Annotated in this window: 16 protein-coding genes; 3 read left to right on the top strand and 13 right to left on the bottom strand. The window is 72.1% G+C overall.

The window, feature by feature from the left end; translation table 11 throughout:
- Window position 1: 1 nt before the first annotated feature.
- The 4 genes from GNZ18_RS12855 to GNZ18_RS12840 all read right to left on the bottom strand — a co-directional run bounded on the left by GNZ18_RS12855 (window position 2) and on the right by GNZ18_RS12840 (window position 2064).
- A complete protein-coding gene (locus GNZ18_RS12855; protein WP_156216525.1) occupies window positions 2-646 on the bottom strand; it encodes a hemerythrin domain-containing protein in 645 nt (214 codons plus the stop codon).
- Window positions 647-717: 71 nt separating this feature from the next.
- A complete protein-coding gene (locus tag GNZ18_RS12850; RefSeq protein ID WP_173390752.1) occupies window positions 718-1164 on the bottom strand; it encodes a DUF3592 domain-containing protein in 447 nt (148 codons plus the stop codon).
- Between the two features lie 79 nt (window positions 1165-1243).
- Window positions 1244-1555 carry an SDR family oxidoreductase gene (locus GNZ18_RS12845; protein WP_216651268.1) on the bottom strand — a complete coding sequence of 104 codons (312 nt, stop codon included), beginning with the start codon at window positions 1553-1555 and terminating at the stop codon, window positions 1244-1246.
- Entirely contained in the window at window positions 1552-2064 is a 513-nt protein-coding gene (locus GNZ18_RS12840) for a TetR family transcriptional regulator C-terminal domain-containing protein (RefSeq protein WP_216651267.1), read from the bottom strand. The genes GNZ18_RS12845 and GNZ18_RS12840 overlap by 4 nt, the downstream gene beginning before the upstream one ends.
- An 84-nt stretch (window positions 2065-2148) precedes the next feature.
- Between GNZ18_RS12840 and GNZ18_RS12835 the strand changes: the two genes are divergently transcribed.
- Window positions 2149-3042 carry an aminoglycoside phosphotransferase family protein gene (locus tag GNZ18_RS12835; protein WP_156216522.1) on the top strand — a complete coding sequence of 298 codons (894 nt, stop codon included), beginning with the start codon at window positions 2149-2151 and terminating at the stop codon, window positions 3040-3042.
- 17 nt (window positions 3043-3059) lie between these two features.
- Here the strand turns inward: GNZ18_RS12835 and GNZ18_RS12830 are convergent, their stop codons facing one another.
- Entirely contained in the window at window positions 3060-4301 is a 1242-nt protein-coding gene (locus GNZ18_RS12830) for an FAD-dependent monooxygenase (protein ID WP_156216521.1), read from the bottom strand.
- Between the two features lie 68 nt (window positions 4302-4369).
- On the opposite strand from GNZ18_RS12830, the gene GNZ18_RS12825 reads away from it, so the two are divergent.
- The gene (locus GNZ18_RS12825) at window positions 4370-4954 is read left to right on the top strand and encodes a TetR/AcrR family transcriptional regulator C-terminal domain-containing protein (RefSeq protein WP_156216520.1); all 585 of its coding nucleotides are present in this window, start codon (window positions 4370-4372) and stop codon (window positions 4952-4954) included.
- 140 nt (window positions 4955-5094) lie between these two features.
- On the opposite strand, the gene GNZ18_RS12820 is transcribed toward GNZ18_RS12825, so the two are convergent.
- From GNZ18_RS12820 to GNZ18_RS12805, 4 genes are all read right to left on the bottom strand, one after another.
- Complete coding sequence (locus GNZ18_RS12820) at window positions 5095-6510, bottom strand: MFS transporter (RefSeq protein ID WP_156216519.1); 1416 nt, start codon at window positions 6508-6510, stop codon at window positions 5095-5097.
- Window positions 6511-6525: 15 nt separating this feature from the next.
- Window positions 6526-7032: an SRPBCC family protein gene (locus tag GNZ18_RS12815; protein WP_156216518.1), complete on the bottom strand. Its 507-nt coding sequence runs from the start codon at window positions 7030-7032 to the stop codon at window positions 6526-6528.
- Window positions 7033-7145: 113 nt separating this feature from the next.
- Window positions 7146-8363, bottom strand: coding sequence for an RNA polymerase sigma factor (locus GNZ18_RS12810; protein WP_156216517.1), 1218 nt, complete (start codon window positions 8361-8363; stop codon window positions 7146-7148).
- Window positions 8360-8647 (bottom strand): YciI family protein, encoded by a 288-nt coding sequence (locus GNZ18_RS12805; RefSeq protein ID WP_246249807.1) that lies wholly within the window; start codon window positions 8645-8647, stop codon window positions 8360-8362. Before GNZ18_RS12805 ends, GNZ18_RS12810 begins: the two co-directional genes overlap by 4 nt.
- Before the next feature lie 139 nt (window positions 8648-8786).
- On the opposite strand from GNZ18_RS12805, the gene GNZ18_RS42085 reads away from it, so the two are divergent.
- Window positions 8787-10055, top strand: coding sequence for a barstar family protein (locus GNZ18_RS42085; RefSeq protein ID WP_312874468.1), 1269 nt, complete (start codon window positions 8787-8789; stop codon window positions 10053-10055).
- A 26-nt stretch (window positions 10056-10081) separates the two neighbouring features.
- Here the strand turns inward: GNZ18_RS42085 and GNZ18_RS12795 are convergent, their stop codons facing one another.
- The 4 genes from GNZ18_RS12795 to GNZ18_RS12780 all read right to left on the bottom strand — a co-directional run bounded on the left by GNZ18_RS12795 (window position 10082) and on the right by GNZ18_RS12780 (window position 13124).
- Window positions 10082-11050, bottom strand: coding sequence for a YbgA family protein (locus tag GNZ18_RS12795; RefSeq protein WP_156216515.1), 969 nt, complete (start codon window positions 11048-11050; stop codon window positions 10082-10084).
- A complete protein-coding gene (locus tag GNZ18_RS12790) occupies window positions 11047-11544 on the bottom strand; it encodes an RNA polymerase sigma factor (protein WP_156216514.1) in 498 nt (165 codons plus the stop codon). The genes GNZ18_RS12795 and GNZ18_RS12790 overlap by 4 nt, the downstream gene beginning before the upstream one ends.
- 103 nt (window positions 11545-11647) lie before the next feature.
- Window positions 11648-12571 (bottom strand): MerR family transcriptional regulator, encoded by a 924-nt coding sequence (locus GNZ18_RS12785; RefSeq protein WP_156216513.1) that lies wholly within the window; start codon window positions 12569-12571, stop codon window positions 11648-11650.
- Window positions 12572-12800: 229 nt separating this feature from the next.
- Entirely contained in the window at window positions 12801-13124 is a 324-nt protein-coding gene (locus GNZ18_RS12780) for a DUF3140 domain-containing protein (RefSeq protein WP_156216512.1), read from the bottom strand.
- Between the last annotated feature and the right edge of the window lie 120 nt (window positions 13125-13244).

Genomic DNA, 13244 nt, shown 5'->3' with positions numbered 1-13244 from the left:
GTCACACGCTCCACAGGCGCCGCTTGCGGTACCTCGGCTCCCACGTCAGCCGGTTGTCCTCCTGGACGGCCCTGGGCAGCGCGGTCAGGAAGCGGCTCCGCTCGATCGGCCCGATCCCGTCCACGATCCACGGGACGAGGCGGGTCATGTGCGTCCCGCACTCGCGGCGGAGCGCGTCGCGGAGCCCCCGCCACTCCTCCGGGCCGAGCACCGAGCGCGCCAGCGGCAGCGCGCCGGTGTCCTCATGCCGCAGTTGGACGTCCAGCGCCGTCCGCAGCGCCGCGACCGCCGCCTCCAGGTTCGCGCGGTCGGACGGGTCGTCCTGCTCCAGCGCGGCGTCGACCGCGACCACCAGCGGCTCGATCCGCGCGTGCCCCTCCTGGACGTCCGCGAGGACGGCCAGCTCCACGGGCCTGCCGCGCACCGCCCGCGCGACGCGCGGCCACAGCAGCGATTCCTCCACCTGGAAGTGCAGGTGGAGCTGCTCCTTGAGGTTCTCCCAGCCCGCGCGGACATGCGGCGCGCGGTCCTTGCCCGCCGCCACGACCGCCGCGAGCCGGTCCACGTCGCGGCGGAAGGCGTCGTGCGCCGCGTGGACGAACGCGAGGTCCGCCGTCTCCCGCGCCGGGGTCGCGAAAGTCTCCATACTGGGAAAGAGGCTTCGCGGACCCCGGATGTGACGTCGGCGCGCCTTCCGAGACACATCTCACACGGGGTTCAGCGGGAGCCGGCCGGTTCCGCGCGCCGCCCCTCCCGGAAGATCACCAGGGCCATTCCCTCCGTGAAGATCAGGAACAGCACGCCGAAGACGACGCCGAACCGCCACCGGCCCCCCGAGGACGTGTCGTGGGGCCTGGCCCGATCGGGATCGTCCGGATCGTAGACGACCGCGATCCTGGCGCCCACCGGGTGGTCGCCGTGTTCGTCGTCCACCACGTGCCGCGTCCCGTCGGAGGCGGTGAAGGCCACCTTGACGACCGTGCGGGTACCCGCCGGGCCCCTCGGCTCGGTCCTCTTCGAGATCACCGTTCCGGTGGTGGTGATGCCGTGGTCGGATAGCCGGGCGAGTTCCCTCATCTCGTGCAGGCTGAACAGGATGATGCCGAGGCCGACGCACCCGAAGAAGAGCGCCATCCCCAGCAGTCTGGCGTCATCGGAATCCATGGCGCGCATGATCGGCTCCCCGCTGGCGCTGGGCCGGGCACCCGGCGCACGAACATTGCGTCCCACACCGGCGCTTTCGTCAACCCCGCCCGCGCCCAGGGGCTGGTCCGTGGATCACATGGGTCACCACCGCCTGCCGGAGCAACCGCAGGCCGGCGTCCAGATCCTGCTCCCACAGGGGGTGTTCCCAGTCCGTCAGGGAGTCTCCGCCCCACACCGGGTTGACCAGGATGTCGAGCCGCCCGGCCCGCTCGGCGATCTTGTCGACGAGGGAGCGGACCTCATCGGGACGACCGTGGTCGACGCGGACGGCGACGCCCCGTCCGCCGCCTCGGGTGCCCCCGGCGACCAGGGCCACCTTTCCGGCGAGCGGACGCGCGTCGGTCGTCATGATTCCTCCAGGTCGTGCCGAGGCGGAAGGTAGGGGGACAGCACGACACGGAGCTCTCGCCGGAGCCGCTGTTCGAGGGTGCCTTCACGGTCGAGCGCCCAGGTCAGGCCCGCCCCGGCGGTGATCGCCTGGACGGAGCGCGCCAGCGCCGCGGCGTCGGTTCCGGCGCGCAGCTCGCCCGTATCGGCCGCCTCCGTCAGCAGGTCCTCGATCACCCGCGCCTGGGTGCGGTGAATGGCCGGCGCGCGCTCGTAGAGCTGCGGATCGCCGAGATCCATGCACAGGAACGCCAGGTGGTTGGCGTAGCTCTCCGGGGTGGAGATCTCCGCCGCCGACTCCGCCGTCAACGCCGCCAGGGCCCCGAGCGCCGAGTCGTACGACCGGCGCGCTCGTCGGGCCATCTCGCGCGCCACGGCGGCCAGCGTGAGGCCCGCGGGCCCCACCCGGCACATGACCCGGACCGTCGCGCGGAGGATCACCGTGTCCTCGACCCCTCGGGGACGTGCCATCACTGCCATCCTGTCAACCGTGCCGAAGTCCCCCGCCAGAGGTCATCGAGAGCCGCCATGCCCACCGCAGTACAGTGATCCCGCATGACCGACTCCCACTTCGAGATCACCGCCGACCTGGTCCACGCCCTGCTGCGGGAGCAGCATCCAGACCTCGCGGGGCCGGCCGTCCGCGAAGTGGCGGGCGGGTGGGGCAACCAGATGTGGCGCCTCGGGGACGACCTGGCCGTGCGCATGCCGCGCATGGAAGGCGCCGTGGGTCAGCAGCGCAAGGAGTGCCGGTGGCTGCCCGTCCTGGCCGGGCGCCTGCCGCTTCCGATCCCCGCCCCGGTACGGATCGGTGAGCCGTCCGCCCGGTTCCCCAGGCCCTGGACCGTCATGACGTGGGTCCACGGGGAGCCGCTGGACCACACCTCGATCAGCCGCGGCGACCACGCGGCCGACACCCTGGCGGGCTTCCTCAGGGCGCTCCACGTGGAGGCGCCCGACGACGCGCCGATCAGCGAGGACCGGGGTGACCACCCCGGCAAGTGCACCGACGGGTTCGACCACTTCTTCCACGCCGTCGTCCCCGACGACATCGCCGACGACGTCCGGGCCGTCTGGGACGACGCCGTAGCGGCGCCCGAGTGGGAGGGCCCGCCGCTCTGGGTGCACGGGGACCTCCATCCCGCGAACGTCGTGGTCGCGGACGGGACGCTCGCAGGCGTGATCGACTTCGGGGACATGTTCGCCGGAGATCCGGCCTGGGACCTGGCGGCCGCATGGGTGATCCTCCCCGCCGGCGCCGCCGCGCGCTTCTTCGACGCGTACGCGCACGCGGACGAGGGGACGATCCGGCGCGCTCGCGGGCTGGCCGCTCTGAAGGGCCTGTTCCTCATGCTGATGGGCGAGAACGGAGACCGCGGCCTCCCTGGCGGCAAACCGGCATGGGGACCCGCGGGCCGGGCAGCGCTCGATCGCGTGCTGAGCGGATAGGCAGGGGCGCCCGACCCTCACCGTCCGCGAGGACGGAGCGGTACCGGGCTCTCCGGGAGGCGCCAGTCGCCCCCGCGGTCCTTCTTCGAGTGGCGCGCGACGAAGTCGGGGACGTGCAGGAAGCAGGCCAGCGCGGTCGCGGAGAGGAAGGCGCCGATCGCCCGCCGGGTCATGGGCATGCCCAGGCGCAGGATGCGCGGATTCACCTCGGCCTGGATCTCGTCGACGAAAGGCCGCAGCACGGCGTCGTAGTTCGCCAACGCCGCCGGCAGGTCATCCGGGTGCCGGTTGATCTCACCGGCCAGGACATGGGCGCCGACCAGCCCGCCGGAAACACCCATGCCGCTGTAGGGAGAGGCGCAGTGCGCGGCGTCACCGACCAGAACCACGCGCCCCTTGGACCAGGTGTCGGTACGCACCTGGAGGATCTCCTGCGAGTAGAAAAAGGGGCCGGCCTTCATGCCCTCGATGAACCGCTCGGTCTGCCAGCCGGCGTCACGGAACCTGCCGGCCCAGAACTCCCGCTGGCGTTCGACGGGCTCTCGATGGATCGCCGATGCCTCCTCCGAGACTTCCCGCATGACGAAGTACACCTGCGTCTCGGCCGCGTTGTGGCTGCGGCGCATGATCTGGCGACCGCCCGGGACCATGTAGGTGTCCCGGATGTCGCTGTCGGACGCGATGCGCGGGACGAACCAGTAGGCCATGTGGATGCCGACCCGCCAGTAGGGGTCGAAGCCGTCCGGGAGGATCGCCCGCCGGATGCGCGAGCCCTGCCCGTCCGCTCCGACCAGGAGGTCGAACTCGCCGGACGATCCGTCGGAGAAGTGCGCGAGCACCTTGTGCTCGTCCTGCGTGAAGCCGTCCACGCTCAGGCCGAACGCGTACTCCGCGCCCTCCCTGGACGCGTCGTGGAGGATGCGTACCAGGTCGCCGCGCATGATCTCGTACTCCGACGTCAGGCTCTGCCGGCCCCGGCCGGAGGTGTTGGCCATGATCGTCGCCCTGGCCTTGCCGGAGGCGTTGACGAAGGCGACGCCCGCCTCGTCCACGAGCTCGCCGCGCACGGCATCGAGGAGCCCCATGCGCTCGACGGCCTCGATGCCCTGACCCCGGAGGTCGACCTGCGCCCCGGTGGCCCGCAGCGCCGGGAAGCGCTCGACGACGGTCACCCGGTGGCCGCCCCGGACGAGCCAGTAGGCCAGGGCCTGTCCCGCCACCCCGCCGCCCGCGACGAGGACCCGCAGAGACCGTGCCATGTCCCCCACCCAAAACCTATCGGTGAATGATTTTCTTCAGCGTCACCTATCGGCGATAGATTGTCAACATGACCAAGGTGAACCGTGAGGCCGTCGTCACCGAGGCGCTCGGCCTGCTCGACGAGGTCGGGCTGGACGCCGTCAGCACCAGACGGCTGGCGAGGCGACTCGGCGTCGAGCAGCCGTCGCTCTACTGGCACTTCCGCACCAAGAAGGAACTTCTGGGCGCCATGGCCGAGGCCGCGATGGCGCCCCACACGACCGCGCCGTTGCCCACCCCCGACGACGACTGGCGCGCATGGTTCCTCGACAACACGCGTAGCTTCCGGCGCACTCTCCTAGGGCGCCGCGACGGCGCGCGACTCCATGCCGGCAGCACCCCGACCGGAGACCTCGATCGGATCCGCCGCAAGATGGAGTTCCTCGTCGCCTCCGGCGTGCCCGAGTGTGACGCGCAGATGGCGATGCTGGCCGCCGGCCGTTTCACCGTCGGCAGCGTCCTGGAAGAACAGGCGGACACCCCGCCCGGCGACAGCGCGGATCTCCCGGCCGACGTCCCGCGAATCGACTACGAGTCGGCCTTCGAAGCCGGCTTGGCCCTCATCCTCGACGGCCTGACGCACCGAACGGCGGCAACGCCGCGCCCCGCCTGAATCCGCGAGGCCGAATCGCAGTAGATCTCCTTGGCTACGCGCGGCCCGCCTGCTGGAACTTTTCGGCCTTGAACAGCGCGTCACCGGTCCCGCGTCTTCCGTCCCCGGCGCGTGGGGGCGCGGGCCGGGGACGGAAACGGTCAGGACTCGCGCCGGAACCCGGTCGCCGCGACGACGGCTCCGAGAGCGGCGAGGATCCCGATGGCGGCGAACGCGGTGCGGAAGCCGTCGAGGCCGGTTCCGGAGACGAGGACCGTGGACACGGCCGCGACGCCCGCCGCGCCGCCGATCTCGCGCATCGTTTCGAGCAGGCCCGATGCCAGTCCTGATTCCGATTCGGTGACGCCGGAGAGCGCGCCGATCTGGAGCGTGGGACCGCAGATCCCGAAGCCGAGTCCGGCGATGAGGAACGCCGGGAGCAGGTCGGTGAGATAGGCGGCGTCGGCGGGGATCCGGACCAGCCAGACCATGCCGACGGTCAACAGCGCCAGGCCGGTGACCAGCAGGCGGCGGACGCCCACGGCGGCCGCGAGGCGACCGGCGGTCCACGAGACCGCGAACGAGGTCACCGTCGTGGCGAGCCACGCCAGACCCGTCCGCGTCGCCGTGTAGCCGAGCTTCTGCTGCATCAGCAGCGAACCGAGGAAGATGAACGAGAAGAGCGCGCCGAAGCCCAGGAGGGCGGTGACGTTCGCCGCGACGAGCGTGCGGTTCTTCAGCGCCCTGGCCGGGACGAGCGGCGCCGGTGAACGCTTCTCCGACCACACGAACACGGCCATCAGCACGCCGGCCCCGACGAACCAGGCGATCGCGCCGGCGGAGGTCCAGCCGTGGGTGGAGGCATGGTGGAGTGCGTAGACGAACGTCAGCAGTCCGCCGGTCACCGTGCCGGCCGAGGTGACGTCGAGCCGTCCGGAACGGCCACCCGGCTCGTCGGCCAGAAGGCAGGCGATGGCGAGGGTGATGAGCACGAGGCCGGCGGGAACGTTGATGAAGAACGCCCACCGCCAGCCGGGACCGTCGGCGATGAGACCGCCCGCGACGACGCCGACCGTCCCGCCCGCTCCGGCGACGGCCCCGAAGATGCCGAGGGCCCGGTTGCGTTCCGGCCCTTCGCGGAAGGTGACGGCCAGCAGTGACAGGGCCGCCGGGGCGATGAGCGCTCCGCCCAGCCCCTGGAGCCCGCGGGCCGTGATCAGCACGGCGCTGTGCTGCGCCAGACCCGCCACCAGCGACGCGGCGGTGAACAGGCCGAGGCCGGTGAGCAGGACGCGGCGCCGTCCCAGCAGGTCGGTCATCCGGCCGCCGACGAGGAGGAATCCGCCGAGCAGGAGACCGTAGGCGACGACGACCCACTGCAAACCGCCTTGGCTGATGCTGAGGTCTCGTTGGATCGAGGGAAGGGCCACATTCACGATGGCGATGTCGAGGCCGACCATCGCCATGGCGGCGCACGTCATCGTCAGGACGAGCCCGTGGCGAGGGCCCGGCTTCTTGCGGCGGTCGGAGGCCAAGGGAACCGCGGCGGTGTCCAAGGGGCTTCGAGTGTCAGGCATGGGTTCGGTGTCCTTTCAGCCCGCGGTGGTCGAGCGGTAGCTCGCGATGGGCCGGCCTGTGCCGGTGGTCAGCAACTGCGGCAGGCTTTTGGTGATGAAGAAGGTCCAGCCGCGCGAGCAGGCTTCGAAGCAGGCGGATTCCTCCGCGCTGAGGCCCTCGTGCGTGAGACGCAGCGTCGTGCCCTGCGCGTCGGCGGTGATGTCGAAGAGAACGCGGGTGTCGGTCCACTCGTCGCGGTCGTCGACGAAGGTGAGGTCGGAGTCCACGACGTGCCAGACCACCCGCCGGCCGGGCACGAACTCGGTGATGTGGAACCGGGCGAAGCGGATGCCCTTCTTGGCCCGGACGGTCTCCCCCGCGTATTCGGTGTCGTCGGTGAAGACGAACTCGTCGTGCAGGGCGGCGGAGTGGCCGATGAGGTTCTCGTTCCACCAGCCGCGGACGTCGGTGACGGCCGCGAAGACCTGCTCCGGCGACCGATCGACGGTCGTGGCGGCGGTCAGGTACTCGGTGTCCTGCATCGTCGTTGCCTCTCTCTCGGTGGTTTCGCCCCACCGACGAAGGAGGCCGCCCGGGATCGACATCGACCGGGAGGAAACTTTGAAAATCTTGGCCGCGCCGGCTCTTGTGCCGGTCAGAGCTCGGAAAGGCGGCCCGCCAGGTAGCGCCGTTCGGCGTCGGTCGGTGCCAGCCTCAGCGCCTCCTCATAGGACGTCGCGGCCTCGGCGAGGCGGCCGTCCCGGCGCAGCAGATCGGCCCGTGTCGCGGGCAGCAGGTAGTAGCCGTCGAGTTCGCCGGACTCGGTGAGCTCGTCGACGAGCGCGAGTCCGGCGGGGATGCCGTCGGCCATCGCGACCGCCACCGCGCGGTTGAGGGCCACCACCGGGGAGGGCGCCAGCCGCATGAGCCCCGCGTAGAGGGCGGCGATCTGCGGCCAGTCGGTGGCCGCGGCGTCGGGCGCGGTGGCGTGGCAGGCGGCGATCGCGGCCTGCACCTGGTACGGCCCGGAGCGCCGCACGGCCAGTGCCTGGTCGAGCGTCGCCAGGCCCTCGTCGATCAGTGCGCGGTCCCACCGGGACCGGTCCTGGTTCTCCAACGTGACCAGCACGCCGCCGTCGGTGCGACTCGCGCGGCGGGCCTCCAGCAGCAGCATCAGCGCCAGCAGGCCGCGCGCCTCGGGCTCGGCCGGCATCAGGCGGACCAGCGTCCGGGCGAGGTGGATCCCCTCGGCGGCCAGCGCCCTGCGCCCGTCCTCCTCGTCGTAGCCCTCGTTGAAGATCAGGTACAGCACCGCGAGGACGGCCGTCAGCCGGTGCGGCAGGAGCTCCGCCGGGGGGACCCGGTACGGAATCCCCGCCTCAACGATCTTGCGCTTGGCGCGGACCAGGCGTTGCGCCATCGTCGGCTCGGCGGTCAGGAACGCCTTGGCGATCTCCCCCGTGCTCAGCCCCGCCAGCGTCCGCAGCGTCAGGGCGACCCGGGCGGGGAAGGGCAGTGCGGGATGGCAGCACGTGAAGATCAGCCGCAACCGCTCGTCCGGGATCTCCTCGGCCGGCGGCTGGGCCGGATCGCGCTCCAGCACGGCGAGCTGCCGCAGCTTCGCCGCCCCCGTCGCGTCCCGGCGCAGCCGATCGGTCGCCCGGTGGCGTGCCGTCGTCGTCAGCCACGCCCCCGGACGAGCCGGAACGCCGTCGCGCTCCCACGTCGCCAACGCGGCGGCGAACGCGTCCTGCGCGCAGTCCTCCGCCAGGTCCCAGTCCCCGGTCAGGCCGATGAGCGTGGCGACCACCTGGCCCCACTCGTCCCGGTACGCCGCGTCGACCGCGGTGCGGACCGCCTGCGGCGCTGTCATTCCCAGACGGGGCGGACCTCGACGCAACCCCGGCCCGCGTAGGGGTGGGTCGCCGCGATCGCGATCGCCTCGTCCAGGTCGGCGCACTCGATGATGTCGATGCCGCCGATGAAGTCCTTGGTCTCCGCGAACGGCCCGTCGGAGACCAGCGTCTCCCCGTCACGGACCCGGACCGTCGTCGCGTCCGCCACCGGACGCAGCCGCGCACCGCCGAGGCTGGCTCCCCGCCGATTCACCTCTGCCCCATATGCCTGATATGCCGGGCTTGTTGCTATCTCCTCCATGGTGGGCGACACCGTCTCATCGTCACAGATCAGCAACACGTACTTCATGAGGCCACTATGCCCCCGATCTGCTCGAACGCCACACCCGTGCCGCCGGTCGGCCGCCGGGCGTCGGCCGGTCGGCGGTACGGTCGCAGGCGTGGTGATCGACAGCACGGGCCGAGCCGATGATCCATGGCAGCGGAGATGGACGTGGGATCGGCCCTTCGCGCCCCGCTGGCTGCTCGTCGGATCCACCGGCACACCGCAGTTCCCCGGCGATGACGCCCTGGGGTTGTGCGCCGACATCGAAGGGCTGTTCGTCGATCTTCCGCCCAGGCGGCGGGAACGCTTCACGCTCCTGGGCTGCGCGCCGGACGGCGCGCTCGCCCGCGTCCTCGACGCCATGGACGCCGGCGCCGCGGAGCCGGAAGGGGCGTGGCTGGGCGACCTCGAACTGTCGGCCGCACCCGACAGCCCCGCGGCGTGGGGGTGGATCGGCGAGCGGCTGGTCGACCTGACCGTCATGGGTCACCGACCGTCACCGACGTCCCCGGAGCATGTCGATATCGACCTGGAGGGCCTGGTCGATGTGCACGACCGTACCGAGGAGATCAGCCGCCCCAACGACGTCACCCCTTTCGTGTTGACCGGCTCGGACGATGCGCCATGCGGCACCTGCGCCGACATCACCGGCGTGTTCCGGGAGTCCGCCGAGCCGCCGATCCCGCACGTCACCCTGGTCGGCTGCCGTCCCGAGCCGCCGCTGCTGACCGCGATCGCCGCGGTGCACCAGACGACGAAGGCGGGCCTGCGCCGCCGCCGCGTGTCCGCGGACGTGGCGGCCGTCGCCGCCGACGGCTCGGCGGTCCGGCTGGTCGAGGGCGTCGTCTCCGGGACGCTGGTGTCCAGCGTCCCGTCCGCCCTCGGCGCCGGCCTGGTCGAGGTCACCATCGCCAGCGAGCCACGCGAGCCGCGCCCGGCGGGGACCCGCGGCATCCTGGACCTGTGGTTCAACGGCCGGCCGGCCGAGCGGAACCTGTGGGCGCGCTATGACCGCGCGCTGCGGCTGGAGTGGGCCGGGGTGGCGCTGGCCCATCGCCGCCGCGACTCCCCCGACCGACCGGCGGGGACCGTCTTCCACCTGGACGGCCGTTTCGTCACCGACGTCGAGGGCTTCTACTGCGCCATCGGTGAGGCGGTCAACGGCCCGGGCGGCTACTTCGGCTGGAACCTCGACGCCCTGCACGACTGCCTCACCGGCGGTTTCGGCGCCACGGCGCCCTTCCGGCTGGTCTGGCGCGACTCGGCGGTGGCCCGCCGGTACCTCGTCGCCGGCCACGACCGCCGCCGGCACGCACCGGCGGTCACCTACGAGACCCTCGTGGAGATCCTCACCTCCCACGGCGTCGCGATCGAACCGCGCTGAACGTCCACCAACGACGAGGGCCCGGCCTACAGGTGGTGGCGGAGGACGAGGTCGGCCGGGTAGGGGTCGAGGTAGGTCTGCTGGGCCAGGTAGTCGAGATCTTCGCCTTCGGCGTGGTGGAGAAGGAGGGCGATGGGGATGCTGAGCGGTGCCCGTCCCTGCCGGTAGGTCTCGATGGCGTTCAGGATGTCGTGCCGGCGGGTGTCGTTCAGGTGCTCGCTCAGCATTCCGAGGATGTGCTGGAGCGCGTTGACGTGGCGACCGCGCTTGGGACGGACGGCGAACGCCTCGCTGAAGCGGCGGCGGTATTCGGTCTCCAGGTCGGCGCGGGCGGCGGTTCCCGCCTGGGCGACGATCCGGCCGAGCACCCGGTAGGCGGACGGGTCGTGCGCCAGGAGTTGGAGTTTGTGGCGGCTGTGGAAGGCGACGAGATCGCGGGGGCGCCAGTCGGCGGCGAAGAAGACGCGGAGGCGGGCGTGGGCGAAGACGCGTTCGACGAAGTTCTCGCGGAGGACGGGGTCGTGGAGCCGTCCGTCCTCTTCGGCGGGCAGATCAGGGAGGGCCCGCGTGATGACATCGGCGAACACGCCGCGTCCGCGGCGGTCCACCGGCTGCCCGTCGGTGCGCTCGCCGGGTCGCCCGGAGGCGTAGCGCGGCAGGTTCATCAGGCCGCAACTGGGCGACCGCGACTTGAGCACGTACCCGTCGAGGTCGGTGAGATCGGGGATGCGGTTCCCGGCCAGCGCGGTCATCGCCTCGGTGTGGTCGGCGGCGCCGTCCTTGGTGACGATGCGTCCACCGGTGTGCAGCCGCAGTGTGGGACGGGGCGCGCCCAGCCCGATCTCCATCTCCGGGCAGACGGGCACCCAGTCGACGTGGGGCGCGAGCACGTCGGTGAGGAACCGGTCGCGGCTGTGGCCGCCGTTGTAGCGGACGGGGGCGCCGAGCAGGCAACTGGACACCGCGAGCCGGGCGCGCGGATGCGCGGTGGTCATAGCATGTCCCTCATCCGGTGCAGGCCGCGGGCGGTGCGCGCCTTGACGGTGCCGAGCGGGACGGCCAGCAGGTCGGCGATCTCGCGCTGGGTCAGCTGCCCGTAGTGGGCCAGCACGATGGCCTGCCGCTGCGGAGCCGGCAGGTCGGCCAGCGCCCTGCGGACGTCGCACGCGGTGTCCACGGCCGGAGCGGCGTCGGGCACGCGGGCGGCGTCGTCCAGCGGCACCGCCCTGCGTGAGTGGCGCGCCTCGGCCCGCAACTGGTCGATGGCGCGCTTCCGCGCGATGGCCAGGACCCAGGGTTCCAGGCCGCGTGCCGGGTCGAAGCGGCCCCGCGACCGCCAGACCTCCAGGAAGACGAGTTGCACGACGTCGTCCACGGCGTGGCATGGCACCAGCCGGAGGACGTGCCGGCGGACCAGGGGGCCGAGAACGGCGTAGCACTCCTCAAGGGCCGTCTCGTCGCCCTGGCCGAGTCGCTGTCCGAGCGTCATGGCCCCCACCTGCCCGCGAAAATCGCTTCAAAACTTGTTCATAGTCGATTCGGCGGGCGGAAGCAATCCAGGCCCCCTAAAGGCCGTGGAATCTTTTCGCAGGTCAGGGCCGCGTGAACGCGGAACCGATCTCGGTGACCGCCTCGCTCAGGTCGGTCACGAGCCGGGCGGAGGACGGAAGCCGACCACGGTTCCACCCCGGCCCGCCGACCAGCAGGCGCACCGCCGGACGGGAGCCCGGGAGCCCGTCCAGCCAGCCGGGGTCGTCGCCGGTCCGGGCGGTCTGCGACCAGACGAGGACGGCGTTCGGCCCGGCCCGCCGGATCGCGGCGGCCAGCGCGGACGCCGGCACCCGCGCGCCGAGCAGGGCGGAGGATATGTCCGCCTGCGCGAGCGCGGCGGCCAGCGCGTGCACCGGCAGGGTGTGCTGCTCCTCCGGCGCGCAGGCCAGCAGCACGGGACGGGGGTTCGAGGGCCGGGCGGGCGGCGCCACCTCCACCAGGCAGCCGACCAGCACCGTCGAGAGCAGGTGCTCGACCTCCACGCACTCACCCGACGCCGCGTACTTGCGGCCGATCCCCTTCAGAACCGGGACGATCAGGCAGTCCCACGCCTCCACGACCCCCCTGTCGGCGATCGCCGCCCGGACCGCCCGGCCCATCGCCGGAGCGTCCAGCGCCATCGCCGCACGGGCGAGCCCCCGCACCTCGGCGGGGTCCGATCCGGCGGGCAGGTCGCCCAGCGGGACCCGGTTGCCGCCGGCGCCGTGCCCGCGGGGGTGCGGCGGCGCGCCGTGCGGCTCGTTCAACGCGGCCCGGGCCGCCTCCGCCGGAGGGGCGCCCGCGATGATCGACCGCTGCATCGCCTCCAGCCGCGCGAGGTCGGCGGGCGTGTACCGGCGGTGGCCGCCGGGGCTGCGCCCGCTGGGTCCGATGCCGTACCGGCGGTCCCAGGTGCGCAGCGTGGCGGCCGCCACGCCCAGGTGCCGCGCCACCGCGCCCACACCCAGTCCGGGCTCCCGATCCATTGGCCCCGCTCCTGCGTTCCGGTCTCCGCGCCGTCGTTACGACCGCACAGCGTACGATCTCCCAGAACTTCGCCGGAACCGTCCCCGGCGGTTGCGTTTCCGGCCAGACTTTCGCATCGGGTCGAGCAGCGCCGTGAACCGCGAGGCAGGGCGAGACCATGAAGCCGAAGAGCGGGCGGTCAGCGCGGCGGCGGCGACCGCAGGAGCCGGTCGCCTTCGTCCACGAAGGTCATTTCAGCGGGTCGTGGCCCCAGTTCATCAGCGAGTAGCGCCACCTGGTGTCGCTGACATCGCCGGAGGGACGCTGCGCGAGATGGCGGTGGACGTAGCCGACCACCTTGTTCATATGCGCGTAGTCCTGCTCGCCCAGATCCGATCGGTTCGCCCGCAGCAGCTCGACGATCCTGCGGCCCGACGCATGGCCCGTGGACTCCTTACCGCTCTCCGCCTGCCCGACCGACCGCGATTCCTCGGTCTCCAGCCAGCGTTCGAGTTCCTTTGGCGTCATGTTGACGACCTTGCCGAACTCGTCCGCCGCCTCCTCATCGGTCATCGGGACCCCTCCCGCCCGCGCTGCGCGGAACACCTGTGGACGGCCTTCTCGTTTCCCCTGCCCATGAGCTCGCGGTACCCGCCGCCGAGATGAGTAGTCGCCACGGAACGCCTGGTCGAC

Source organism: Actinomadura litoris (assembly GCF_009733595.1).
Classification (GTDB): domain Bacteria; phylum Actinomycetota; class Actinomycetes; order Streptosporangiales; family Streptosporangiaceae; genus Spirillospora; species Spirillospora litoris.
This window is presented reverse-complemented; position numbering and strand designations above follow the sequence as displayed.